The organism is Mucilaginibacter sp., assembly GCF_041660805.1.
In the GTDB taxonomy this organism is placed as follows: Bacteria; Bacteroidota; Bacteroidia; order Sphingobacteriales; family Sphingobacteriaceae; genus Mucilaginibacter.
Window position 1 is genome coordinate 379,417 of record NZ_JBAZVP010000002.1, and the last position, 24,535, is coordinate 403,951.

A 24,535-nucleotide genomic window follows, 5' to 3' on the forward strand; every position below is an offset into this window, starting at 1 on the left:
TTTAGGGTATTTTGTATTTGAGCCTGTTTAAGCGCTTTTATAGCTTTTAATTTCAGCATCACCCCATAGGTCCTCAACACCATAAAACTCGCGTTTATCGGTCCTGAAGATGTGTATAACTACATCAACGTAATCCAGCAGTATCCATTCCCCGTACTCCAATCCCTCTTTTCTCCAGGGATCTTGCTGTACGGCTTTATAAATTTCTTCCTCTACACTGTTTGCAATTGCTTTAACCTGTGTGGCCGAATCGGCATGGCAAATTACAAAATAATCGGCCACCGAACTATTAACACTACGAAGATCAAGCCTTACAAGATCATTCCCCTTCTTTTCCTGCATGCCATGTATGGCAAGTTCAGAAATATAGGCGGATTCATTTAACACTTTGCTTTTTACCATCAAAAAGAATTAGTTTTGAACGAATTTGGGTTTAAAAATATTATACGTTGCAAAATAACATATTTTCAGGATTATTTGTTGGACAAAATTTAGTGACACTTAAACAAGTGGACTCCACAAACAATTTCCTAAAGAATATATTGTCAAATTCCAAGCCAGTACCTGAAGGAACGGTCATTATGGCAGAAGACCAGTATGCAGGCCGTGGGCAACGGGAAAATAAATGGCATGCCGAGCCGGGGAAAAATTTAACATTTAGTATATTATTAAAGCCGTCTTTTATATCAGCCACAAGCCAGTTTGATTTAACCAGGGCCGTAAGTATGGGTGTTTTTGAAGCACTTGAACCTATTTTGGGCGCTCAGCTTAAAATAAAATGGCCAAACGATATTTATTATGCCGATAAAAAACTGGGCGGGATGCTGATAGAAAATATTTTGCAAGGCAGCCAGATCAAAAACTCCATAATAGGCATAGGTATTAACGTAAACCAGGATAATTTTACTGACAAAGCCGGTAATGCAACCTCTGTAAAGCAGATATTACAGAAGGATTATGATTTAAAAAATATATTATCAGAAATTTGCAACTATATAGAAGCATATTATCTGCATCTTAAGGCCGGCAGAATTGATTTTGTAAGGAATATATATTTAAGCCGACTATATTGGTTAAACAAAGAGGGGCAATTCCGGTCAAACGGACAAGTTTTTACAGGGGCGATCAAAAATGTTACTGACAATGGCCTGCTGGTTGTTGAAAGCAACGGTAGCGAAGAGACTTATAACTTAAAAGAGATAGAATTTTTAAACAAGTAAAATGAAGAAACTTATTTTAGCGATAACCGCACTAATTATAACTGCAAGCGCGCAGGCACAAATAGAAGCCCCGGTTAAATGGTCATACGTGGCTAAGAAAACCAGCCCTACCGAAGCCGTTGTGTTTTTAAAAGCAACTATTGATAACGGCTGGCATATTTATTCACAGAACGTTAAAGAGGGTGGCCCAATTAAAACAAAATTTACCTTTACACCATCAAAAGAATATACTTTAGTTGGTAAAACTAGTGAGCCTAAGCCTCTGGCTAAATATGAAAAAGTATTTGGCATGAACGTAAGCTATTTTGAAAACTCTGTAATATTTCAGCAAAAAGTGAAATTGAAATCGGCAAATGTAAAAGCAGTTTCTGGCAAGCTGGAGTTTATGACCTGTAACGATCAAAAATGTTTGCCGCCAGATGAGGTAGCATTTTCAGTTCCATTAGGTAAATAATTACAACAACTATAATGATATTACCTACCATGCGTAGCTTAATACGCGGCGCGCTTATATTTTTAGTTACAATAGTTACTGTTGTTGTTTTAACACCACAGCAGGTAAAGGCTGTGCAAACCAGCGCCGATACTGTATCAACCCAAGGCCTGGAGTTTACAGATATTCCAACCGCTGCAGACAGTATTGCGATAAGGAAAAAAGCAGCGGCCGAAACTGCAAAAGTTGTACCGGCAGAAAATAAAGCCAAACCCGTGAGCAAAGCTATACCTAAAACATTGTGGCAGGTATTTATTGCCGGTTTTTTGGGTGGGTTTGCAGCATTTTTAATGCCATGCATATACCCTATGCTGCCATTAACAGTAAGCTTTTTCACTAAAAAGGCAGGCAGCCGAAGCAAGGGGATCTTTAATTCGATACTTTATGGCCTATCCATTATATTTATATATGTGTTTATAGGCATTTTGGTTGCGGTAGTATTTGGGCCTGCAGCTTTAAATGGTTTAGCTACTAATGGTGTTTTTAATTTCTTTTTCTTTTTACTGCTGATAGTTTTCGGTATATCGTTTCTCGGTGCGTTTGAAATTACACTGCCAAGTTCACTGGCTAATAAACTTGATGAAAACTCTGATAAAGGTGGTTTAATTGGGATATTTTTTATGGCTGCCACATTAGTGGTGGTTTCTTTTTCATGTACCGGCCCTATTGTAAGCTCTGTTTTGTTAGATGCCGCGGTTAAAGGCGAACGTTTAGGCCCTGCTGTAAGCATGCTGGGGTTTTCAACAGCTTTAGCCTTGCCATTTACATTGTTCGCCATGTTCCCGTCGGCGTTAAAAACGCTGCCAAAATCTGGCGGATGGCTAAACAGTGTGAAGGTTGTGCTGGGCTTTATCGAGATCGCATTCGCGCTTAAATTTTTATCAAACGTTGATCTGGCCTACCACTGGAACCTGATAGACCGTGAAGTTGTACTTTCGTTATGGATAGCCATAGGTTTATTAACCGGCTTATATCTTATCGGCAAGATCAAATTCTCTCATGATAGCGATGTTACCTATCTTTCGGTACCGCGTACTTTTATATCCATCATCGTGTTTGCTTTTGTTTTTTACATGATACCGGGTTTATGGGGAGCACCACTAAACGCAATAAGCGCGCTATTGCCTCCGTTAAGCACACAGGATTTTGATATTTCTGCCGGAGTAAGCCCGGGTACTTCATCAGCATCAGGTAACACAACAACCATCAAAACAAAAAAATACGAAGAGCTTTTTAAGCGCTTGCCAAAAGTAAAAGGGCTTGATGAATGGTATGATTATGAGCAGGCCCTCGAAGTATCAAAACAGCTTAAGAAACCGATACTGATTGATTTTACAGGCTGGAACTGCGTTAACTGCCGTGAAATGGAGCAAAATGTTTTCCCGGTACCCGAAGTATTAAAGAGATTGCAGAACGAATTTGTAATGCTGCAACTGGTAATTGATGATAAAACCGATTTGCCTGAAAATGAAAAATATACATCGGCAGTAACCGGCAAAAAAATCACTACCATCGGGGGTAAGTGGCTTGATAAAGAAATATCACAATATAACTCCAACGCCCAACCTTTTTATGTTATTATAAATGAAAAAGGAGAAACATTAGTTCCGCCGCAGGGCGCTAATTTTAATGTAAATGAGTTTATAAAATACTTAGACAGTGGCATTGCCGCTTATAAAAGTAAGCAGTGAGTGAAAAATTAGTGTAAATTCGCGGAACTTTTATAGTTAAACGGCATTGCCAATTAGTGGCAAACACACATTTATAATTCAGCGCCTTAAAAAAATGACGCAAATAAAAAATATAGGGATTTTTACTTCCGGCGGTGATGCGCCGGGCATGAACGCTGCCATTAGGGCGGTTGTGCGCTCTGCTACGTATTATGGTTTACAGATCACCGGTATCCGGCGCGGATACGAGGGGATGATCAATGGCGAGCTTTTTGCCATGGACAGGAAATCGGTATCTAACATTATTCAGCGTGGCGGCACCATTCTTAAAACCGCACGCAGCGAACAATTTAAAACCCCGGAAGGCCGTAAACTGGCTTACGATCAATTAAAGACACATAATGTTGATGCTCTTGTAGCCATTGGCGGCGATGGAACTTTTACCGGTGCCCGCATTTTTGGGCAGGAGTTTGATATGCCTATTGTGGGTTTACCAGGCACAATTGATAATGACCTTATTGGTACTGATTTTACAATTGGCTATGATACTGCCATTAACACCGTTATTGACGCGGTTGATAAGATAAGGGATACTGCGGAATCGCATGATCGTGTTTTTATTGTTGAGGTAATGGGCCGCGACTCGGGGTTAATTGCCTTGCGTACCGGTATAGCATCAGGTGCGGAAGCGATTATCATCCCTGAAACTAAAACCGATATTAATAACCTTTGCGAAAGATTAGAGCATAGCCGTAAAGACAAGCTCTCAAAAATTGTGATAGTAGCCGAAGGCGATGACGCAGGTGGTGCCTTTGAAATTGGCCGCCATGTTAAAGAAAGGTTTCCGCATTATGATACCCGTATATCTATATTAGGCCACATACAACGCGGCGGTCGCCCGTCATGTATGGATAGGGTATTGGCAAGCCGTGTTGGGGTAGCAGCTGTTGAGGCGCTAAGAGATGGGCATCGTAACGAAATGATAGGTATAATACATAACGAGATATCATACACTCCGTTTGAGCACGCCATTAAGCATCATGTAGAAATTAACCCCAATTTTTTAAAGCTGGTAGAAATATTATCTATATAAATTCAATAACATTTTATTTAAAAAAGGAGCCGGTCAATGACCGGCTCCTTTTTTGTTCAACCTGCATTTTCAAACCTTCATACACAATTAATTATTAGGCTTTTATATTTTAAAGAATTATTTATACCTTTGCATCCCCGCAGAAAGAACTCCGGGGACATGTTGAATACATAAAAAATAAAAAATGGCAACTAAGATCAGACTGCAAAGACACGGTAAAAAAGGAAAACCTTTTTATTACATCGTAGTAGCAGATGCCCGTGCTCCAAGAGACGGTCGTTTTATTGAGCGTATAGGTTCATACAACCCAAACACCAATCCGGCTACAATTGACATCAATTTTGATAAAACCCTTGATTGGGTAAACAATGGCGCACAGCCAACAGACACCTGCCGTGCAATACTTTCTTACAAAGGCGTATTATACAAAAAACACTTACAAGGCGGTGTAAAAAAAGGTGCTTTAACTACAGAACAGGCTGATACTAAATTTGCTGAGTGGTTAGATCAAAAAGACGGTAAAATAACTGGTAAAAAATCAAACCTTAACGCTGCAAAAGACGAAGCCCGCAAATTGGCTTTAATTGCTGAAGCGAAAAAGAAAGAAGATAAAGCTGCGGCTATTGCTGCTAAAAACGCACCGGTTGCTGAAGAAGTAGAAGAAGAAGTTTCTGAAGCACCTGCTGAAGATGCAGCTACTGAAACTGAAGCAGAAAACGCTGAATAATTTATTACAGATAAAAGGATCCGGACAAAAATCTTGTCTCCTGGTTCTTACATCTTGATTCTAACAATGGCGAAAGACACATGTCTTTCGCCATTGTTATTTAAAAGTATTTAATAATGAAAACGGAAGATTGTTTTAGAATAGGCAGCATACTAAAAACTAAAGGCCTAAAAGGCGAGATGCAATTGTATATTGACTTTGAAGGCGCTGAGAAGATCAAGATCACTTCAGTGTTTGTTGATCTTGCCGGTAAGCTGGTACCTTATTTTGTAACTTCAATAAAGTATCTGCAAAAAAGCCAGGCGTACCTGTTTTTAGAAGATATTGATACCATTGAAAAAGCATCGGCACTGGTAAAAAAAGACCTTTACCTGCCCAATAAACTTAAGCCTAAAAAGAAAAAAGACGAGTTTACCCTTAAAGATGTTAAAGGCTTTATCGCTGTTGATGAAACACACGGCGAATTGGGTGAGATCTTAGATATTGTAGAATATCCGCAGCAGCTGATAGCCACAGTTCAATATAAAAACAAGGAAGTACTGTTCCCGCTTAACGTTGATATTATAAAAGGAATTGACGTTGATGGTGGTGAAATATATATTGCCCTGCCGGATGGTTTGCTTGATGTTTATTTAGAAGATTAGTGCGGCTAAAAAAATATTTGTCAAATGCTTGATATTTGTAAAGTCTGTTTTACATTTGGTAAATCAAACTTTACTTATCATGAAGCCAAAATTCTTATTTCCCACCTGGACACGCTGGCTTGGCCTCGTGCTGTTCTTTGTTCATTTGCCGGTGATGCATATCTGGGATATATATCATATCCATTCGTACGATGACGGCAACCTATTTAATTTATCGCATTTGTTTTTTATCGCAACGGTAGTTTTAATGCTTGTGGGCTTATTCCTTATTGCATTCTCGCGTGAAAAAATAGAGGATGAGCAGATATATCAACTGCGTTTATCGTCATTACGTTGGGCCATTTTTGCGAATTATCTTATCCTGATCATCTGTCTTATCTTTACAAACAGCAAGGCCGACTATAAGGATATTTTACGTTTAAACTTATGGGTGCCGCTGGTGCTTTTTATTATTCTTTTCAGATGGAAAATATTCAGGCTTAACCGTTCATTAAAAGCGGAAGAATAATTTATGAAAAACTCCCTCCGCGTAGAGCGCGCCATTAAGAACATAACCCAGGCAGATCTGGCCGATGCCATAGGGGTATCACGCCAAACAATAAATACTATCGAAAGTAATAAATACGTACCTTCAACAGTATTAGCCTTAAAAATTGCACGGGTATTTGAAAAACCTGTTGAGCAAATATTTATATTGGAAGATACAGATTAAATTAAACAGATATGAAAACAAAAACAGCCTTTGCACCCAAGCTGACAATAGGTAAAAATGTTACCGATATAAGTTTTTATACAAAAGCCTTTGGTGCTGTTGAACAATGGTGTCTTCGTAACGATGATGAAACCGTACACGTAGCGCAGTTTGATATTGACGGTGCCATGTTTCATGTGCATGAGCAGATGCCGGGATCGGGCGCTTTTGTACCTTCCTCGCAAGAGGGGGTAACCACCGTTATCGGCCTTATGGCTGATGATGTGCATGCGGTATATAATCGGGCCGTAGCAGCCGGGGCAATTATAATTACACCGGTAAAAGATTATGAGTACGATTGGCGGCAAGGTGAACTGCAGGATACGTTTGGCCATCGCTGGGTTATTCAGAAAAAGATATAACCCCCCAGCCCCCTAAAGGGGGAGCTTTTGAAAAGCTTATTTATTCTGCTCCCCCTTTAGGGGGCTGGGGGGCTTCGGCTCTTTTCCGTATCTTTGCCCCATGCGTTTTGATATCATCTCCGTTTTACCAGGCTTGCTGGAAAGTCCGTTTGCACATTCCATATTACAGCGTGCGCAAAAAAAAGGCATATCAGAAATTGTTGTGCATAACCTGCGTGATTACTCTGCCGGCAAACAAAAAAGTGTTGATGATTACCCTTACGGCGGTGGTAGCGGGATGGTAATGACCATACCCCCTTTTGCGGCTTGTATTGAAAAATTAAAGGCCGAGCGTGAGTACGACGAGATCATATTTATGACACCTGATGGCGAAACGCTAAATCAGAAAATTGCCAACCAGCTATCTATCAAAAAAAATATCATCATACTTTGCGGGCACTACAAAGGTATTGACCAACGTATCCGCGATATTTATGTTACCCGGGAGATCTCTATTGGCGATTATGTATTATCTGGCGGCGAACTGCCCGCTGCGGTTTTGGTAGATGCAGTGGTCAGGCTTATACCGGGTGTGCTGTCTGATGAAACATCGGCCCTGTCAGATTCTTTTCAGGATGACATGCTGGATGCGCCTGTTTACACCCGCCCTGCAGATTGGAACGGTCATAAAGTGCCCGATATTCTTTTAAGCGGCAACACACCCGAGGTGGAAAAATGGCGCTTTGAGCAAGCTATGGAACGCACAAAAGCCAGAAGGCCGGATCTGTTGAAGTAAGGTTAAGGTGAGAGGTTGATTATATTAATTGGTGAATACCCGGCTATCATTTAACCACACTCATAATCAACTCAATCAACCAAAAACCGGCTTATTGTGTTAACAAAACATAAAATGTGGAAATTTTTAAAACTTACTTTTTTATTTCAAATAAAATCCCTATAATTGCACTCCGATTTTTACGGGTTAAAAATCGCTTTAAGAGCTAAAAATCATGGATTTAGTAAAATTTGTAGAAGAGCAATCAGTAGTAAAGAATCAATTCCCCGCTTTTAAAGCTGGTGATACTGTTAGCGTGTATTATAAAATCAGAGAAGGAAATAAAGAACGTATACAGCTTTACCAGGGTGTTGTTTTACAACGCAACAGTGTAGGTAACAGCGAAACATTTACTGTTCGTAAAGTTTCTAATGGTATTGGTGTTGAGCGTATCTTCCCTTACAATTCTCCAAACATTGATAAAATTGAAGTAAATAGTGTTGGTAAAGTTCGCCGCGCTAAATTATTCTATCTGCGTGCCCTTACCGGTAAAGCAGCTCGTATCAAATCAAAAAGAGTTTAATTTACATTTTTTGTATATTGAAGCCTTTCTGCATAGCAGGAAGGCTTTTTTGGTTTCAAGCAATTTTTATTGATGAAGAACTTACTTTTTGTTATAGCGCTTTTTATGGTTACCGGAGCCTTTGGCCAAAAGCTAACAGGCAAGTGGCTGGGCGAGCTGCCGCAGGGCGACAAAAGTGTACACTTCAGGATTGAGCTTGACCTGAAACAAACCGGCAACCAAATAACCGGTACCTCAAGTTTCAGGACCTTAGATAACCATGCGGTAAGCTTTCTGGTATCAGGGAGTATAAATGGTAATGATGTTATCCTTAACGAATACAAAACCATAAACTGCGATTGTAACAACCAGTATATATTTTGCATGAAACGCATGAAGGGCAAGTTCATGGTTGATTCGCTTAACTCCTTATACGCCATTAGCGGCATCTGGACAAGCGACTCATCATACAATGGCACCTCATATATTAAAAGCGATTGTGCACCCGGTACCTTTGCTATAGTTAAGCCTGTAGAACTGCGCCCGCTGGATGGTTATTACAGAAAGACAGATATTAAAAATGCCAGGTCGACCCCATACGCAAACCTGCGCGAGGGTGATGTTTCCTTTTCCAAACGGGTATGGCGTGATTTTGATGTGCGCGACAAAGCAAACCGCTATATGGCATCGCCCAAACAAAGATTGATAGATGTGTTGATGGATGCTGTAAAAGCAGGCGAGATAACAGCATACGATGCCGTAGCAACAAAGGATGACCCCGGTGGCGACTCTTTTTCCAGGCGATTGACACCAGATCAGGCAATGAGCAAAATGGCCGACAGCAGTGTGGTGGATAAATTTGACAAGGACGGCAACAAAATAGGTTCGGCACTAAAACCCGGTGAGTTTAACCCGGATAGCATAGTGAAATTCCGTATAAAAGAAGATTGGATGTATGACAGACAGCGCTCTGTTTTTGAACCCCGCATAATTGGCATTGCCCCCCTGATTAAACCCAAAGCAGCAGGTTTAAACCTTGATTATCAGCCGGCCTTTTGGATCCATTTCCCGGAGGCAAGGCGTATCTTGGCTAATAAAGAAGCTGTTAACCGTAATAACGATGCAACCAGCTTAAGCTATGATGATATTTTTATGAAGAGGCTGTTTAGCAGTTATATCATTAAAGAATCTAACGATAAAGATGAGCGTATCCGCGATTTTGCACAGGGGTTAGATAAGCTCCGCGAATCTGAAAAGATAAAAAAAGCACTGGCCGAGTGGGAGCTGCAGTTGTGGAAGAACACTCATTAATGGTTAAGAAAATTAAAAAATAACAAGAAAGCCAAACTTATAAGTTTGGCTTTCTTGTTAAATATCCTTGGCCACCTACTATTTTCAGGAGGCTATCATATAAGCTATTCTTTCTTTTTTCTTGGTGTTGCGGCCTTAGCAGGGGCTGCTTTTTTAACAGCGGGTCTTGCTTTAGGCGCTTTTACGGGTTTTGCAGTTGGCTCAGGTGCTACAGGTGTTTCATCTATACTCCCTACCGGGTTCTCTGCAGCCTCATGTTCAATAACCAGTGTTGGCTCGCCATGCTTGTTTGAAAGCTTACCGGTAGTGGCCTCTTCTTTTTCAAGTATTTCAATCAATTCTTTTTCTTCAACCAAAATGCCAACGCTTTTTAGTTCGGCTAATACTGTACGGCCACCCTTTACTACCTGGTTCAGCTTAACGTTAATTTTGGTGCCCAATGGTAAAAATATATCAACCCTTGACCCAAACTTAATAAAACCGAACTGCTGACCTTGCTCAACTACATCGCCTTCTTTTACATACCATACAATACGGCGCGCTAAAGCTCCGGCTATCTGGCGGAAAAGCACCATGGTGCCTTCGCTGTTTTCGGTAACTACCGTAGTACGTTCATTTTCTGTTGATGATTTTGGATGCCAGGCTACCAAATATTTACCCGGGTGATATTTAAAATATTTTACCACCCCGCTTATTGGGTTACGATTAACGTGTACATTAACCGGCGACATAAACACCGAGACTTGTATCCGTCTGTCTTTTAAAAACTCTGTTTCATCGGCCTCTTCAATTACTACAACTTTACCATCAGCAGGGCAAAGCACCTGTGTTTCGTTGGTGTTTATGTGCAGTATAGGGCTGCGGAAAAATTGCAGAATGATAACAAACAGCAGGAATGAAAGAATATATACTATCCATTTTACGGTATGTGCATCCGGAAAATAAAACTGTAACAATGCATTCACTACAAAAATGAATAGTACCGTAAGCGCAATGGAGGTGTACCCTTCTTTATGGATAATCATATCTATTTAATAATTGATTACAAAATTAAGCATTTAGCACGAAGTATAAATAAGTATAAACTATAGGTGCAGCCAGTAAAAATCCATCAAACCGGTCAAGCAAGCCGCCGTGGCCCGGCAATATACCGCCGGAGTCTTTGATGTTAATGCTGCGTTTAAACATTGATTCAACCAGATCGCCAAGCGTGCCGAAACATCCTATCAATATCGCGACAGATACCCATTGGTTCCACGGCAGATCGGTAAAATACATGCTGATAATAAAACCAACCCCGCCGCTAATGGCCACTCCCCCAATAAAACCTTCCCATGTTTTTTTTGGCGAATGGCGCTCAAACAGTTTTGTACACCCTATTGCCCTGCCAACTAAATAGGCACCCGTATCATTTGCCCAAAGCATTAATAAAAACGCCAGCGGGAAATGAAAATTAAATTCGCCTTTAACAAAAGCAAGCGCATGAAAAAACGTAAAAGGGATTATTACGAATATGAGCCCGGTAAATGTGTAAGCAATGTTTGAAAAAGGCGCTACCGTTATTTTAAACAGCTCCTGTATAAATACAGCGCTTAATGAAAGTATTAATAAAAGCAGCAAGCCATGGTATATGGGTTTATCCTGATAGGTAATTAACGCGAACAGCGAATAAATAATTACGGCATTTACAAAGCCCGATGCCCGGTTGGGCTGTATCCCGCTTTTAATGTTTAACCCATAAAATTCATGAAGGCAAAGCAGGGAAAGGATAAGATAAAATATGCTAAAAAAATAATGCCCCAAAAGTACCGAGGCCAGCATTACGATAATAAAAAAAAAGCCCGTTATGGCGCGTGTCTTCATAAATTAATTTGGTTCAATATCATTATTTCAATAGCCTCGCTAAAGTTTTCCTGGTGCACATAAACTTCAATATCGCCAAAGGCATGGTGAGATGATGCCTGCCGGTTAAGCAATACGGCATCAATTTGGTAGCCTGTTAGCACCTGTTTAACAATTTCTGATTGATAGAAATTGGTTGAAGTGAAAATTTTAACCCAGTTCTTCTCCATTAATTTCAGGGCTTGGCTTTAGTCCGGTTGCTATTTTTTTGTAAACCATCAGCAAAATTATAATAATTATAAAGCTAAATATATAGCCTGCATAATTAAATACATGCTGATCATCAGGGTTTAAGGTGATTTTTTTTTGCTGAAACAGGTAAGTTGCAATTACCGCACTACCATTATTTAAAAAGTGCCCCCAAACTGCGGGCCATATACTGCCGCTCCAGGCAACAAAGTAGCCAAACAGCGCGCCCAAAAACATCCTCGGTAAAAAGCCATAAAACTCCATATGAAAAGCGCTGAATAGTATAGCTGTTACCCATATAGCGGCATGGGTGTTTTTTGTCCACCGGGTTAAAATGGTTTGCAGTACACCTCTGAACATAAATTCTTCGGCAATAGCGGTAAGCAGGCCTATCAGGAATACGTTTTTAATACAATCCCAAACGGTGTCCATTCGCAGTATAGCCATGGTGATCTTTCTGGCAACTTCTTCGCTTTCCTTCATCCATTGCTCAAGCCCTTTTAAAAAATCGGGTAAAACCATCTTTTGATTGAAATTGCTTGACAGCTCAATTAAAGGGGATGATATCAGCATAATAACTAAAGTCACTACAATAAGCATCCATGGGAAGTTAAAGGAAGGTTTTAAATAAGACTTTGGTTCTTTTACAATTACATAAGCGAAAAAAACCGGGGCTACAAATATGGGTATAGTAGTGCTAATCAGTTGTAAAATATATAATGCGCTAATGGTATTTGGCCCAACAAACTTAAGGCTCATAATATCTGTAATAGTGTTTAACCCGTATACGCCTGCAATTATCCCCAGGGAAATAAGATTGCCTAACAAAAGAATAAGCACCGCGATCAGCACAAAAACCGGGAACTGTAACCGCGGAGTCATTTGATTTACAGGCTTTTTTACCATATAGCTTAAATTTTGTAAATTTGCACGAATATAACCCATGTCTGTACAAATAGGAAATATTGATTTAGGAGAATTCCCGCTGCTGCTTGCACCGATGGAAGATGTGAGCGATCCGCCTTTCCGTTACGTATGCAAGCAAAACGGTGCGGATATGATGTATACTGAGTTTATATCATCAGAGGGATTGATACGCGATGCCGCCAAAAGCCGCCAAAAGCTTGATATATTTGAATACGAGCGCCCAATAGGCATCCAAATATTTGGCAGTGATATTGATCACATGCGCGAAGCTACTGAGATAGCCACATTGGCCAAGCCTGATTTAATGGACATTAACTACGGATGCCCGGTTAAACAAGTGGCCTGCCGTGGTGCCGGTGCAAGCCTGTTGCAGGATATTGACCGCATGGTGGCTATGACCAAAGCTGTTGTTGAAGCTACTCATTTACCTGTTACCGTTAAAACCCGTTTAGGCTGGGATGATAACACCAGGAATGTATATGAAGTGGCCGAGCGATTGCAGGATGTAGGCATAAAAGCCTTAACCATACATGGCCGCACCCGCGCGCAAATGTATAAAGGTGTTGCAGATTGGACTTTAATAAGCGAAATAAAAAAGAATCCCCGCATTAACATCCCGATATTTGGTAACGGTGATATTGATTCGCCGGAGAAAGCGGCAAACTGGCGCATGGAGTATGGTGTTGATGGTATGATGATAGGCAGGGCGGCTATTGGTTACCCCTGGATCTTCCGCGAGGTAAAACACTACTTTAAAACCGGCGAACATTTAGATAAGCCAACCATTGCCGAGCGCATAGAAGTATGCAAAACACATCTTGAAAAATCAATTGAATGGAAAGGCCCGCGTACCGGCATTTTTGAGATGCGACGCCATTACAGTAACTACTTTAAAGGGGTAGAAAACTTTAAAGAGCATAGGATGCAGTTAGTTACGGCCTCAACTTTAGATGAAATAATGGATATTTTAGCCGAAGTTGACAAAAAATATACAATGGAAATGGCGTAATAATTGGTTTTATACTATATTTGAATAAGAGACAATAAAAACAATGGCTACTATTATAACTGAAGGTGTTAAGGTTTCAGTTGAAACAATTTACCAGCCCGAATATTCAAACCCCGCGAATGATCACTTTATGTTTGCCTATAGGGTTAATATAGAGAACATGAGTAACTATGCCGTACGTTTAATAAGCAGGCATTGGTATATTTTTGACTCTAACGGAGCCAAGAGAGAAGTTGAAGGGGAAGGAGTAGTTGGCCAGCAACCCATTATTGAACCGGGTACCTCACATGAGTATGTATCTGGCTGTAACCTCAAAACAGATATGGGCAGCATGAAAGGCGAATACCAGATGGAACGCCAGATTGATAATGCTATGTTTAGTGTTCAGATCCCCGAATTTTACCTGATAGCTCCTTACAGGTACAACTAAAATTTTCCTATAATAATTATAATAAGGCATATAGCCCCGATCAAATCGGGGCTATATGTATATGTTAATTGGCATAGTGCGGCCTTTTACGCCATATAATGTTTAAATTAGGGGTGTGGCCCTCTATATTTTTGACGTAACCCATTCGCTCTGTTGGGCCGAAACGATCATAGTAAGAAATAGTAGTATTGCCTATGGTTTTAATTTTTCCTTGTAATTCGTCCCAGCCAAAGCGGTCGTAATAGGTGATAGCAATGTTGTTCACAGATTTTAGTTTCCCTTTTAATTCATCCCAACCAAAGCGGTCATAATAAGCAAACGTAACATTCCCTATAGATTTTACCCTGCCTTTCAGTTCATCCCAGGCAAATCGGTCGTAATAAGTTACAGGTAAATTGCCTATCTGCTTTATTTTGCCTCTTAATTCTTCCTGGTCGGTATTACTGTAATAATCTAAAGTAGGTAGCTTGGTATTAGAGTGGCGGTAGTCGCGGTTATCTTCGTCAAGGAAGTCGTTATCATCATTGTTTTCATTGTCGTAATTTAACATTAACCGGCCTTCTCTGTCTATATAAATAGTTGCATTATCATTCGTAAAATGTATTGATGAAACAAAGGCGCGGCCTTTAGCGATCCTGAGGTTGAGTTTAAAATTATCCTGCGCCTGGCAATAACAGCCAAAACTCAATAATAAAGAAAAAAGAAAGAAACGTTTAAATATCATGTGTATAAGATAGGGTTGATTTATAAATACCATTAAAGCTTTTATACCGATAGGAGTATAAAAGCTTTAAATGGTTTAATACGTAAAAAAATGTTTTAGCCTTACAGTAATGCCGATCCGCAGAATTTGCAGAAGGTGGCATCGCCGTCATGTCCTTCGCGGCCACAGTTGGGGCATGATTCCGGTAATTCTTTTCTCTGTTTAGCTGCCATTGCAAGGTCATGGGTAAGTATCCCGGTTGGGACCGCTATTATAGCATAACCTATCAGCATCACTACCGATGCCAATAATTTACCCATAGGTGTAACCGGCGATATATCCCCATAACCAACCGTGGTAATAGTAACAATGGCCCAGTAAATACTTTCGGGGATATTAGTGAACCCGTTTTCGCGTTTTTCTACCAGGTACATTATTGATCCTAATATAACCGTGAGCGCTAATACGGTTAACAGGAAAATGCTGATCTTTCTTAAGCTGCCTTTTATAGCTATTGTTAAAAAATCAATCTCGGTGAGAAAACGGCTGAGCTTAAATATCCGGAATACCCGCAGCAATCTTAGCGCCCTGAATACCAGTAACGATTGCGCGCCAACAAATAATATGCTGAGGTACGAGGGGATCAGCGCCACCAGATCAATTATTCCCAGCGGACTAATCACATAGCTTATAGGGCGCTTAATACTCATTAGCCGTAAAATATATTCAATAGTAAACAGTATGGAATATGCCCATTCCAGGTAATTGAAAAGGCTTCCGTAGCGATGGTGAAGGCTCTCCACACTATCAAGCATTACCACAATAATACTGGTGAAAATAGCTATCAGCAGGCCTACATCAAAAGCTTTACCGGCACGGGTATTAGATTCATAAATGATTTCATGCAATCTAAAGCGCCAGTCTTTTTCTGTCTCGGTTAATGCCATAATGGAGTATGCTGATTATGCCTACACATAACATATATGGGATAGGTTTGTGTTTGCCGGTACCTTCTAATTCGTTTCAAATAAAAAAGGTCATTGCAATTAGCAATGACCTTTTAAATATAATCAGAATTAAACTCCAATTTATTGAAGAGAATTAGTCCCTCCTATTAAACAGGAATGAAGCATAATAAACTAAAGTAGCCAAAGCACTTAAAGCGGCAACTACATAGGTCATGGCCGCCCACCAAAGAGCATCTTTGGCCTGTTCATGTTCTTCGCTGGTTTGCATAACGGTGTAATTGTTATTTAACCAGGCCAAAGCCCTGCTGCTTGCATCAAACTCAACCGGCAGTGTAATAAAGCTGAACAAGGTAACCAGTGCCAACGCGGCAACACCTATAGCCAATACAAAGGAATTATGGGTAAAAAGCAATAGCATAATACCAATCATTAAAGTCCATTGGGTTAGGGTTGATGCCACATTAACCACCGGAACCAGTGTTGAACGCAGGCTGAGCCAGTTATAAGCTTTGGCATGTTGCACAGCGTGGCCACACTCGTGCGCGGCAACAGCGGCTGCTGCAACACTGCGGCTGTGGTAAACATCCGGACTCAAATTAACAGTTCTATCTGCCGGGTTATAATGGTCTGTAAGCTGCCCTTCAACAGAAATAACTTTTACATTATAAATGCCGTTATCATGCAGCATCCGTTCGGCCACATCTTTACCAGACAGGCCGGATAATAAAGGCATTTCAGAATATTTCTTGAACTTACTCTTAAAACGCCATTGTACAATAAAACTGATCAGCGCAATTGCTATCATGAGCAACCAGGCCGAATTATAAGATATGAATAATAGGTTAATCATTTTAATAGGGTTTTATAGAGAATAGTATTCAAAAAGTATTCCATATTATATTGGCAGATTAACGGATTTTATTTTTCACGTATTATTTTCCGGATCGGGTTCAGGAATGCTTCGCAATTTATACTTTTGATTAAAGTGGAAGCGGATAATTTTTCATACTGGGAACGTACAGCATTTGTTAGTGCTGCCGATGTTATTATCATCGGCAGCGGCATTGTGGGCTTAAGCGCCGCCCTGCAATTAAAAACCCGTGAGCCCAATTTAAAAGTATTGGTGTTAGAAAGAGGGTTTTTACCCAGCGGAGCCAGTACCAAAAATGCCGGGTTTGCTTGTTTCGGAACCGTTTCTGAACAACTGGCGGCACTAAAGCATACTTCGGAAGACAAAGTAGTACAATTGGCCAATTATAAATGGCGTGGCCTGCAGCGGCTAAGGCAAAACCTGGGCGATGCCAATATAGACTATTATCAGCATGGCGGCTACGAGTTGTTTATGAACGAAGAATATGCCATCGCCTCCAACGCAATGGACAAGATCGGTTATCTGAATAATTTGCTCAAACCGGCAATTGACGGGCATGACATTTATGCAGTGTCTAATGCTAAAATTGCAGGTTTTGGTTTTAGCGGCGTTAGCCAAATGATCTACAATGCATTTGAAGGACAGATACATACCGGTAAAATGATGCGCGCCCTGCTAAATAAAGTATATGAGCAAGGCATTTTAATTTTGAATAATTGTGTTATATCAGCTATTGAACATGCGGAAGACCATATCCACCTGGTTTCATCACAAGGAAGTTTTAAAGCAGATAAAGTGATACTGGCCACTAATGCTTTCGCTAATCAACTATATCCCGGTTTGGAAGTTACACCTGGCAGAGGGCAAGTGCTGGTTACCAAGCCTATTCCCGGCTTAAAAATAAAAGGCACCTATCACTTTAATGAGGGCTATTACTATTTTAGAAATATTGATGACCGTGTGCTTTTTGGAGGAGGCCGTAATATTGATTTTAATGCTGAAGCAACTCATGCCTTTGGCCATACCGACGCAGTAAAGGATAAACTAACCGAATATCTGCACAATGTTATCCTTCCCGGTCAAAATGCCGAAATTGATTACTGGTGGAGCGGAATAATGGGTTTCGGTGAAGAAATAAACCCCATTGTAAAAGAAGTTGAACCCAATATATTTTGCGCGGTACGTTGCAACGGCATGGGCGTAGCTATGGGCAGTTTGGTTGGTGAAGAAGTGGCAGATTTGGCTTTGAGATAGCATTAAATTTTAGGCAGTAAAAAATAAACCGTAAATTAGAGTATTATATTTTTTTAGTAATGACATACGCAGTACATCCAACCAATGAAGCACAGGAAAAAGCTGTCAAAGCAGTTTTAGATGCGATGCAGATACCTTATGAGGAAGAACCAGATGTGGAAAAGCCTTATGATCCTTTATTCATGGCTAAAATTGATGAAAGCCGGAAACAGGCAAGGGAGGGAAAAGGGACAATAATTAAGACAGAAGATCTGTGGAAGTAAAGTATATGGATAAGGCTTTATCCGATCTTACTTACTGGAAAAAGAGTGGAAACATTCAGGCACAGAAGAAAATAACACAACTAATTCAGGCAATTCAAGATAGCCCCTATACAGGTATTGGCCAGCCTGAAGAATTGAAGTATAATTGGACAGGTTTATGGTCTCGAAGAATTAATTTAGAACATAGAATAATTTATGAGATACTTAATGATCTGATAATAATTCATTCTTTAAAGGGACATTATTAGTAAAATGCTTTTCAGAACAACTCCACCAACCGCTCTAAAGCCATTCCGCGTGAGCCTTTTATTAAAATAGTAGCATTAGTGATCGGTGCTGTTTTTAATCCAACAATAGCGTCTTCTGCTGTAATATAAAAGGTAGTGTTAATAAGATTGGTATTCTGCACCTCGGTTTGCTGACTGGAAAATTCTTTGCCGATAAATATCCGCTCATCTACCTGCGCGTTCATTGCTTTTTCAATAACTGCTGTGTGTTCAACAGCAGCTTCGTTACCCATCTCAAACATATCGCCTAATATCAGCACCTTTCGGTCGGCCTGCATCTTGTCCATGTTTTCAATAGCTACGAACATGCTGCTTGGGTTGGCATTATAAAAATCACAAATGAGTATATTTGTTGCCGTATTCATTATTTGCGAGCGGTTATTTTTAGGCTGATAACCCTCAATACCATTGTTTATTTCATCTGTGCTCATTTCGAAATAAGTACCTATGCAAATTGCCGCGAGAATATTATCAAGATTATATGCACCAGTAAGTTGTGTTTTCACCGTATATGATACACTTTGCCGGTCGTTCCATTTCAAAGTAAGAAAGGGTGAGTTATTCAGTAATTTTCCGCTTACTAAATTGTCAGGATTAATATTTTTACCGTAATAAACCACATTTTTTAATCCACGGTTTTCCTGCATTTTTAATAAAGTAGCATCATCACTATTAATAAAAGCAGTGCTGCCAGACTGATCTAAATAATCATAAAGCTCCCCTTTTCCCTTTTTTACCCCCTCAATTCCACCAAAACCTTCTAAATGGGCCTTGCCTACGTTGGTAATTAAACCGTGCGTTGGTTGGGCAATACTGCAAAGCAGTTCAATTTCTTTTTGATGATTGGCGCCCATTTCTATTACAGCCATTTCATGGGAGCTGTTAATTGACAGGATAGTTAATGGTACACCAATGTGGTTATTTAAATTGCCTTGTGTAGCCAGCGTCTTGAACCGTTGCGACAGTACGGCGTTTATCAATTCTTTAGTAGTTGTTTTGCCATTAGTGCCGGTAAGTCCAATCACCGGAATGCTCAATTGCCTGCGATGGTGGGTGGCAAGCTGTTGCAAAGCCGTCAATACATCATCTACCAAAAGGAATTTATCTCCGGTTTTATATTCGGGGTTGTCAATTATAGCATAAGCAGCACCAGCCTCTAAGGCATTCTGTGCAAAAGTATTTGCATCAAACTTATCGCCTTTTAAAGCAAAGAACAAGCTGCCTTCAGCAATTTTGCGTGTATCGGTACTAATAACAGGATGCTGCAGGTATAGCTGGTATAATTGTTCAGTGGTGGTCATGTCTTATTGGCTTAAACATTTAAATATAATAGCTTTTGGCTCTCAGCTTCTAACTTTCTGTCTTTTGCTTATAATTCATCCAGGCAATAACGGCCTTAATTTCGCCGTAAGAATAGCTATCGCCCAAAATTTCTTTTAATGGCGATAGCTTATCATTGCCATAGCTTTCAACCGCGTCTTTAATAGCCGGTATTTTCTCCTGTGCAACAAATTCAGATACATCCAGTTCGCCGGTTTGTACAAAATTACTTAAATGCCCCTCAATTGTTGTAGGTGAGAGGCCTCGCTCCCGGGCTATTTCTACAACCGTTTTGCCTTCTTTATAAAGCGTGAATGTTGCTTTAAAAGTATCTGATGTGCGTGCAGGTTTTTTTGTTTTAGGTGTGCGCTTTTTGGCCTTCTGATCTATTTTTGATATCAGGCCATTTTCTTTGCTGTAAGTATTGATCACCGCTAAAAACTCACGGCCATATTTTGCGAGTTTAACATCGCCAAAACCGGAGATCAACCTCAACTCATCCATTTTCTGCGGCAGGTAGGTGGCTATTTCTAATAAGGTAGCATCAGACAGGATAATATATGCAGGTAAGTTTTCGCCAACAGCAATTTCCTGGCGTTGTTTGCGTAACAGGCTCATTAGCCCGGCATCAAAGCTCACTTCTTCCTGTTCTTTTTCTTCAATAGTTTGTGCTGCTATCAGTTCAACTTTTTCCAAACCCTTTAAAACAGCTTCACTTTTGGTGGTTAGCTTTAAGGCGGAATAGCCATCATCGCTTAATTTAAAATAACCCATGGCTATCAGTTCGCGAAAGTAGCGCATCCAATCCGCACGACTAATATCAGCACCGGCACCATAAGTTTTAAGTTGCTTATGCTCTTCCCAAATTTTTTCGCGTTTAGATCCGCGGAGAAAATCAATAACATATGCACTGCCAAAACGTTCCTTTAACCGCGCAACCGCCGATAGCGCCTTTTGGGCGATGAGTGTACCATCAAACTTTACAAACTCGCTCAGGCAAAAATCGCACGAACCACAATTATCAGGGAATGGTTCATCAAAGTAATGCATCAGGTACTGGCGGCGGCAGGCATGCAACTGGCAGTAATTCACCATGTCATCAAGCTTCTTGAGCATAATGGCGCTTTGTTCGGCATTATTATCTACCATGGCAAAGCTTTTCAGCTTAATAGCATCACCCGGCGAATACAGCAGCAAAGCATCAGATGGTAAACCATCCCTGCCTGCACGGCCGGTTTCCTGGTAGTAACCCTCAATATTCTTTGGCAGATCAACATGTACCACAAAGCGCACGTTTGATTTATTGATACCCATCCCAAATGCGATGGTGGCCACTATTATTTTTACCTCGTCCTTTAAAAAAGCTTCCTGATTACGGGCCTTCACTTCATTATTTAACCCGGCATGGTAAGCTTCGGCTGCATAGCCTTCATCTTTCAGGTCTTGGGCCAATGCCTCGGTTGATTTACGCGACAGGCAATAAATAATCCCTGAATCCTCTTTTCGCTCACTCAAAAAATTTAATAGCTGATCAAAGCTTTTTGTTTTTTGATGAACGCGATAAGTAATATTTTCGCGGTTGAACGAAGAGATAAATACTACCGGTTCATGCAGGTTTAACTTCTCCAGTATATCTTTTTGGGTAAGCTTATCGGCAGTGGCGGTAAGTGCTATCACCGGGACGCCGGGGAACTCGTTTTTTAAACCGGCCAGCATCAGGTACTCCGGGCGAAAGTCATGCCCCCATTGGGAGATACAGTGTGCCTCGTCGATAGCTATCTGTACTATGTTAAGTGTACGCAAAAAGGTCATTAACCGGTCGTCCTTTCCAAACAAACGCTCGGGCGCTATATAAAGTAAACGCAGCTCATTATTTTTTAGCTGGATAGCTATGTCTTTCTGCTCCTCCGGGTTTTGGCTGGAGTTTAAAAAGGCAGCGGGGATACCGCTCAGGTTCAGGCTATCTACCTGGTCCTTCATTAAAGCTATTAACGGGGAGATGACAATTGTTAACCCGTTAAGTAATACCGCCGGCAACTGGTAGCATAATGATTTGCCACCGCCGGTAGGCATCAACACCATTACATCTTTTTTATCTAAAACACGCTGAATGATGGCTTCCTGCGAGTGCCTGAAATTGCTGTAACCGAAATATTTTTGAAGTGCCTGTAGTGGTGTCATTGCTGGATGGTACAAATGTGCGGATTTTTGTTTAACCGGAATTGCCGCGCGGGTGATTAAACCTCAAAAAAATACTTTAAATTAGCCTTTGCTACCTTTAACTTTCTATTCATGATAAAAAGATTACTCTTCATTTTTGTAATTTCTCTTTTTGTAACAGCAGGTTTAGCCCAAAACATACAATCACCCGAACAATTTTTAGGCTATAAGTCTGGCGAACAATATACGCCTCATCACAAAATTGTCGACTACTTTAAATATATAGCCGGCGCATCAAAAAATACAAAGCTACAGCAATTTGGTACTACCAACGAGGGGCGGCCGTTACTGGCCATATTCATAGCATCTGACGAGAATATTGGCAGGCTGGAAGAGATAAGGCATAACAACCTGCGTTTAGCCGGAATAGAGAGTGGTACTGCATTGGTTAACGCGCCAGAAATTACCTGGTTAAGCTATAATGTACACGGCAATGAGCCGGCATCAAGCGAGGCCGCAATGTGGACATTGTTTGACCTGGTTGACCCTGCAAACACCCGCACCAAGGCCTGGTTAAAAAATACTGTTGTAGTTATTGATCCTTGTTTAAACCCCGATGGCCGGGACCGATATGTGAATTTTTATAATTCAGTTAAGGGTTTAGTGCCTGATGCCTACCAGGCATCGCGCGAACATGCCGAACCATGGCCGGGTGGCCGCGTTAACCATTACTATTTTGATTTGAACCGGGATTGGGCATGGCAGGCACAAAAAGAAACGCAGGCGCGCGTTGGCCTGTATAATCAATGGCTGCCACAGGTACATGTTGATTTTCATGAACAGGGTATAAACGCCCCATACTACTTTGCACCGGCTGCCGAACCATATCATAAAGATATTACCCAATGGCAGCGGGATTTTCAGGTGACCATTGGCAAAAATAACGCTAAAGAGTTTGACAAAAATGGCTGGATGTATTTCACTAAGCAGGAGTTTGACTTGCTTTACCCATCATACGGCGATACTTACCCATTATACAATGGCTCAATAGGCATGACTTATGAGCAGGGTGGCATTGGCGGCGGGCTTGCAGTGGTTACCCGCAATGGCGACACCCTAACATTGGAACAACGTATTGCACATCACCACTCAACAGGTATCAGCACTATTGAAACAGCATCAGAAAACGCATCAAAGCTAATAAACGAGTTTAAAAAGTTTTATGATAATAGCCGTACTAATCCTCCGGGCGAGTATAAGACATATGTTATTAAGAATGACAATAACGAAAAAACCGATATGCTGGCCAAAATGCTGAACAGGAATGGCATTAAATATGGTTTCGGGCTGGCTAATAAGTCAGTTACCGGTTACAATTATTTTACTGGTAAAACTGAACAATACAATGTTGGCCCTAATGATCTGGTAATAAACGCTTATCAGCCAAAGTCGGTATTGCTGCATGTATTATTGGAGCCGCGAACATTTATTCCCGACTCTGCCACTTATGATATTACCGCCTGGGCGCTTCCTTATGCGTATGGCTTAAAAGCTTATGGGTTAAAAGAATCATTAAAACCGGCTAATATCAGCTGGAGTATTACTAAGCCACTGGCATTATCTAATACACGGGCTTACGCCTATGTATCGGCATGGCAATCTGTTGCTGATGTTAGGTTTTTAGCCGCTCTGCTTAAAAAGAACATTAAAGTACGTTATACCGAAAAACCTTTTGAGGCCGGAGGAAAAAAATTTACAGCCGGATCTTTAATCATCACAAAGACAAGTAATGACCGTGCCGATTTCGACATGGTGGTTACCCAAACGGCGGCAGAGCTGGGTCATGAACTGATACCACTTTCATCGGGTTTTGTTGATAAGGGAAATGATATTGGATCTGACGCGGTACACCTTATTAAGCAACCAAGGGTTTTACTTGTTGCCGGCGATGGTGTAAATTCTGAAGCTATGGGCGAAGTTTGGCATTTGTTTGAGCAGCAGCTAAAGTACCCCATTACGTTACTGCGTTACCAGGATCTGGGCCGTGCAAGACTATCTGATTTTGATGTGGCTATTTTCCCTGATGGCCGCTACCAGGATTTCCCTTCAGAGAAACTGCAAAGCTGGATCCGCGATGGTGGCAAACTGATCGCTATTGATAACGCGGTTTCATTATTGGCGGATAAGAAAGGATCTTTTTTGAAGAAAAAGGAAGAAAAAGACAAGAAGGATGATGCTAAGGATAAAACCATCAGCGTAAAAAAATACTCTGATCGGGAGCGTGATGCGATATCCGGTAACATAGCCGGCGCCATATTTAAACTGGATATTGACAATACCCACCCATTGGCTTTTGGCCTGCCTGAATATTATTACTCATTAAAAATGAACGATGATATTTATGAACTTTTAGGTGAGGATAGCTGGAATGTGGGAACTGTTAAAAAGAATAGCTATGTATCCGGCTTTGTTGGATACAAATCAAAGCAAAAAATAGTAAATGGTATGTTGCTTGGCGTACAAACAATGGGCCGCGGCTCGGTTGTGTATTTGGTAGACGATCCATTGTTCCGTAGTTTTTGGGAAAACGGTAAGCTGCTGTTTAGCAACGCTGTATTTATGGTGGGGCAGTAAGGAGTTGGCCGTGAGCAGTTGGCGGTTTGCA

General features: G+C 40.8%; 27 protein-coding genes and 1 pseudogene. 18 read left to right on the forward strand and 10 right to left on the reverse strand.

The features are described from left to right. Positions 1–27 precede the first annotated feature (27 nt). Positions 28–402 (reverse strand): ribosome silencing factor, encoded by a 375-nt coding sequence (gene rsfS / locus WC743_RS04730; protein WP_373010668.1) that lies wholly within the window; start codon positions 400–402, stop codon positions 28–30. Between the two features lie 107 nt (positions 403–509). Here rsfS and WC743_RS04735 point away from each other — a divergent pair, with 107 nt between their 5' ends. The 12 genes from WC743_RS04735 (at position 510) to gldN (ending at position 9,587) form a co-directional block, all read left to right on the forward strand. Continuing rightward, positions 510–1,220 carry a biotin--[acetyl-CoA-carboxylase] ligase gene (locus WC743_RS04735; RefSeq protein WP_373010669.1) on the forward strand — a complete coding sequence of 237 codons (711 nt, stop codon included), beginning with the start codon at positions 510–512 and terminating at the stop codon, positions 1,218–1,220. A 1-nt stretch (position 1,221) separates the two neighbouring features. After that, entirely contained in the window at positions 1,222–1,674 is a 453-nt protein-coding gene (locus WC743_RS04740; RefSeq protein ID WP_373010670.1) for a protein-disulfide reductase DsbD domain-containing protein, read from the forward strand. A 14-nt stretch (positions 1,675–1,688) separates the two neighbouring features. Then, positions 1,689–3,404 (forward strand): protein-disulfide reductase DsbD family protein, encoded by a 1,716-nt coding sequence (locus tag WC743_RS04745; RefSeq protein WP_373010671.1) that lies wholly within the window; start codon positions 1,689–1,691, stop codon positions 3,402–3,404. A gap of 94 nt (positions 3,405–3,498) precedes the next feature. Further along, the gene (gene pfkA / locus WC743_RS04750) at positions 3,499–4,476 is read left to right on the forward strand and encodes a 6-phosphofructokinase (RefSeq protein ID WP_373010672.1); all 978 of its coding nucleotides are present in this window, start codon (positions 3,499–3,501) and stop codon (positions 4,474–4,476) included. Positions 4,477–4,660: 184 nt separating this feature from the next. Then, positions 4,661–5,203, forward strand: coding sequence for a 30S ribosomal protein S16 (locus WC743_RS04755; protein WP_373010673.1), 543 nt, complete (start codon positions 4,661–4,663; stop codon positions 5,201–5,203). Positions 5,204–5,319: 116 nt separating this feature from the next. Continuing rightward, entirely contained in the window at positions 5,320–5,847 is a 528-nt protein-coding gene (gene rimM, locus WC743_RS04760; RefSeq protein WP_373010674.1) for a ribosome maturation factor RimM, read from the forward strand. Between the two features lie 79 nt (positions 5,848–5,926). Next, positions 5,927–6,355, forward strand: a complete 429-nt coding sequence (locus tag WC743_RS04765) for a hypothetical protein (protein WP_373010675.1) — start codon at positions 5,927–5,929, stop codon at positions 6,353–6,355. A gap of 3 nt (positions 6,356–6,358) precedes the next feature. Further along, the gene (locus WC743_RS04770; RefSeq protein ID WP_373010676.1) at positions 6,359–6,559 is read left to right on the forward strand and encodes a helix-turn-helix transcriptional regulator; all 201 of its coding nucleotides are present in this window, start codon (positions 6,359–6,361) and stop codon (positions 6,557–6,559) included. A gap of 11 nt (positions 6,560–6,570) precedes the next feature. Further along, positions 6,571–6,960, forward strand: coding sequence for a VOC family protein (locus tag WC743_RS04775; RefSeq protein WP_373010677.1), 390 nt, complete (start codon positions 6,571–6,573; stop codon positions 6,958–6,960). A gap of 100 nt (positions 6,961–7,060) precedes the next feature. Continuing rightward, positions 7,061–7,735, forward strand: coding sequence for a tRNA (guanosine(37)-N1)-methyltransferase TrmD (gene trmD, locus WC743_RS04780; RefSeq protein WP_373010678.1), 675 nt, complete (start codon positions 7,061–7,063; stop codon positions 7,733–7,735). A 214-nt stretch (positions 7,736–7,949) separates the two neighbouring features. Further along, positions 7,950–8,297, forward strand: coding sequence for a 50S ribosomal protein L19 (rplS, locus tag WC743_RS04785; protein ID WP_128533994.1), 348 nt, complete (start codon positions 7,950–7,952; stop codon positions 8,295–8,297). A 72-nt stretch (positions 8,298–8,369) separates the two neighbouring features. After that, on the forward strand, positions 8,370–9,587 hold the full coding sequence (gldN, locus tag WC743_RS04790) for a gliding motility protein GldN (protein ID WP_373010679.1): 1,218 nt from the start codon (positions 8,370–8,372) through the stop codon (positions 9,585–9,587). 371 nt (positions 9,588–9,958) lie between these two features. On the opposite strand, the pseudogene WC743_RS04795 reads toward gldN, so the two are convergent. From WC743_RS04795 to WC743_RS04810, 4 genes and pseudogenes are all read right to left on the reverse strand, one after another. Beyond that, a pseudogene (locus WC743_RS04795) lies at positions 9,959–10,612 on the reverse strand (phosphatidylserine decarboxylase family protein); the annotation flags it as partial. A 25-nt stretch (positions 10,613–10,637) separates the two neighbouring features. Next, on the reverse strand, positions 10,638–11,450 hold the full coding sequence (locus WC743_RS04800; protein ID WP_373010680.1) for a phosphatidate cytidylyltransferase: 813 nt from the start codon (positions 11,448–11,450) through the stop codon (positions 10,638–10,640). Next, the gene (locus tag WC743_RS04805; protein WP_373010681.1) at positions 11,447–11,659 is read right to left on the reverse strand and encodes a hypothetical protein; all 213 of its coding nucleotides are present in this window, start codon (positions 11,657–11,659) and stop codon (positions 11,447–11,449) included. The genes WC743_RS04800 and WC743_RS04805 overlap by 4 nt, the downstream gene beginning before the upstream one ends. After that, a complete protein-coding gene (locus WC743_RS04810; protein WP_373010682.1) occupies positions 11,640–12,560 on the reverse strand; it encodes a lysostaphin resistance A-like protein in 921 nt (306 codons plus the stop codon). The genes WC743_RS04805 and WC743_RS04810 overlap by 20 nt, the downstream gene beginning before the upstream one ends. Positions 12,561–12,621: 61 nt before the next feature. Here WC743_RS04810 and dusB point away from each other — a divergent pair, with 61 nt between their 5' ends. Together dusB and apaG are read left to right on the forward strand one after the other, a co-directional pair. After that, a complete protein-coding gene (dusB, locus tag WC743_RS04815; protein WP_373010683.1) occupies positions 12,622–13,614 on the forward strand; it encodes a tRNA dihydrouridine synthase DusB in 993 nt (330 codons plus the stop codon). Positions 13,615–13,657: 43 nt separating this feature from the next. Beyond that, a complete protein-coding gene (gene apaG / locus WC743_RS04820) occupies positions 13,658–14,044 on the forward strand; it encodes a Co2+/Mg2+ efflux protein ApaG (protein ID WP_373010684.1) in 387 nt (128 codons plus the stop codon). A gap of 64 nt (positions 14,045–14,108) precedes the next feature. Here the strand turns inward: apaG and WC743_RS04825 are convergent, their stop codons facing one another. The 3 genes from WC743_RS04825 to WC743_RS04835 form a co-directional block, all read right to left on the reverse strand. After that, entirely contained in the window at positions 14,109–14,768 is a 660-nt protein-coding gene (locus tag WC743_RS04825) for a hypothetical protein (RefSeq protein WP_373010685.1), read from the reverse strand. A gap of 101 nt (positions 14,769–14,869) precedes the next feature. Continuing rightward, positions 14,870–15,694 carry an ion transporter gene (locus WC743_RS04830; RefSeq protein ID WP_373010686.1) on the reverse strand — a complete coding sequence of 275 codons (825 nt, stop codon included), beginning with the start codon at positions 15,692–15,694 and terminating at the stop codon, positions 14,870–14,872. Positions 15,695–15,848: 154 nt separating this feature from the next. After that, positions 15,849–16,565, reverse strand: a complete 717-nt coding sequence (locus WC743_RS04835; RefSeq protein WP_373010687.1) for a zinc metallopeptidase — start codon at positions 16,563–16,565, stop codon at positions 15,849–15,851. A gap of 135 nt (positions 16,566–16,700) precedes the next feature. Here WC743_RS04835 and WC743_RS04840 point away from each other — a divergent pair, with 135 nt between their 5' ends. Genes WC743_RS04840 through WC743_RS04850 form a run of 3 tightly spaced genes read left to right on the forward strand, consistent with a single transcriptional unit; the run spans position 16,701 to position 18,351 of the window. Then, positions 16,701–17,840, forward strand: a complete 1,140-nt coding sequence (locus tag WC743_RS04840; RefSeq protein ID WP_373010815.1) for an NAD(P)/FAD-dependent oxidoreductase — start codon at positions 16,701–16,703, stop codon at positions 17,838–17,840. Positions 17,841–17,899: 59 nt separating this feature from the next. Beyond that, a complete protein-coding gene (locus tag WC743_RS04845) occupies positions 17,900–18,103 on the forward strand; it encodes a DUF2683 family protein (RefSeq protein ID WP_373010689.1) in 204 nt (67 codons plus the stop codon). Then, positions 18,094–18,351, forward strand: coding sequence for a Txe/YoeB family addiction module toxin (locus tag WC743_RS04850; RefSeq protein WP_373010690.1), 258 nt, complete (start codon positions 18,094–18,096; stop codon positions 18,349–18,351). Before WC743_RS04845 ends, WC743_RS04850 begins: the two co-directional genes overlap by 10 nt. An 11-nt stretch (positions 18,352–18,362) precedes the next feature. Here the strand turns inward: WC743_RS04850 and murF are convergent, their stop codons facing one another. Continuing rightward, positions 18,363–19,691 carry a UDP-N-acetylmuramoyl-tripeptide--D-alanyl-D-alanine ligase gene (gene murF / locus WC743_RS04855; RefSeq protein WP_373010691.1) on the reverse strand — a complete coding sequence of 443 codons (1,329 nt, stop codon included), beginning with the start codon at positions 19,689–19,691 and terminating at the stop codon, positions 18,363–18,365. Between the two features lie 49 nt (positions 19,692–19,740). Further along, positions 19,741–21,891, reverse strand: coding sequence for a DNA helicase RecQ (recQ, locus tag WC743_RS04860; RefSeq protein WP_373010692.1), 2,151 nt, complete (start codon positions 21,889–21,891; stop codon positions 19,741–19,743). Positions 21,892–22,002: 111 nt separating this feature from the next. Between recQ and WC743_RS04865 the strand changes: the two genes are divergently transcribed. Further along, complete coding sequence (locus WC743_RS04865) at positions 22,003–24,504, forward strand: M14 metallopeptidase family protein (RefSeq protein WP_373010693.1); 2,502 nt, start codon at positions 22,003–22,005, stop codon at positions 24,502–24,504. Positions 24,505–24,535 lie beyond the last annotated feature (31 nt).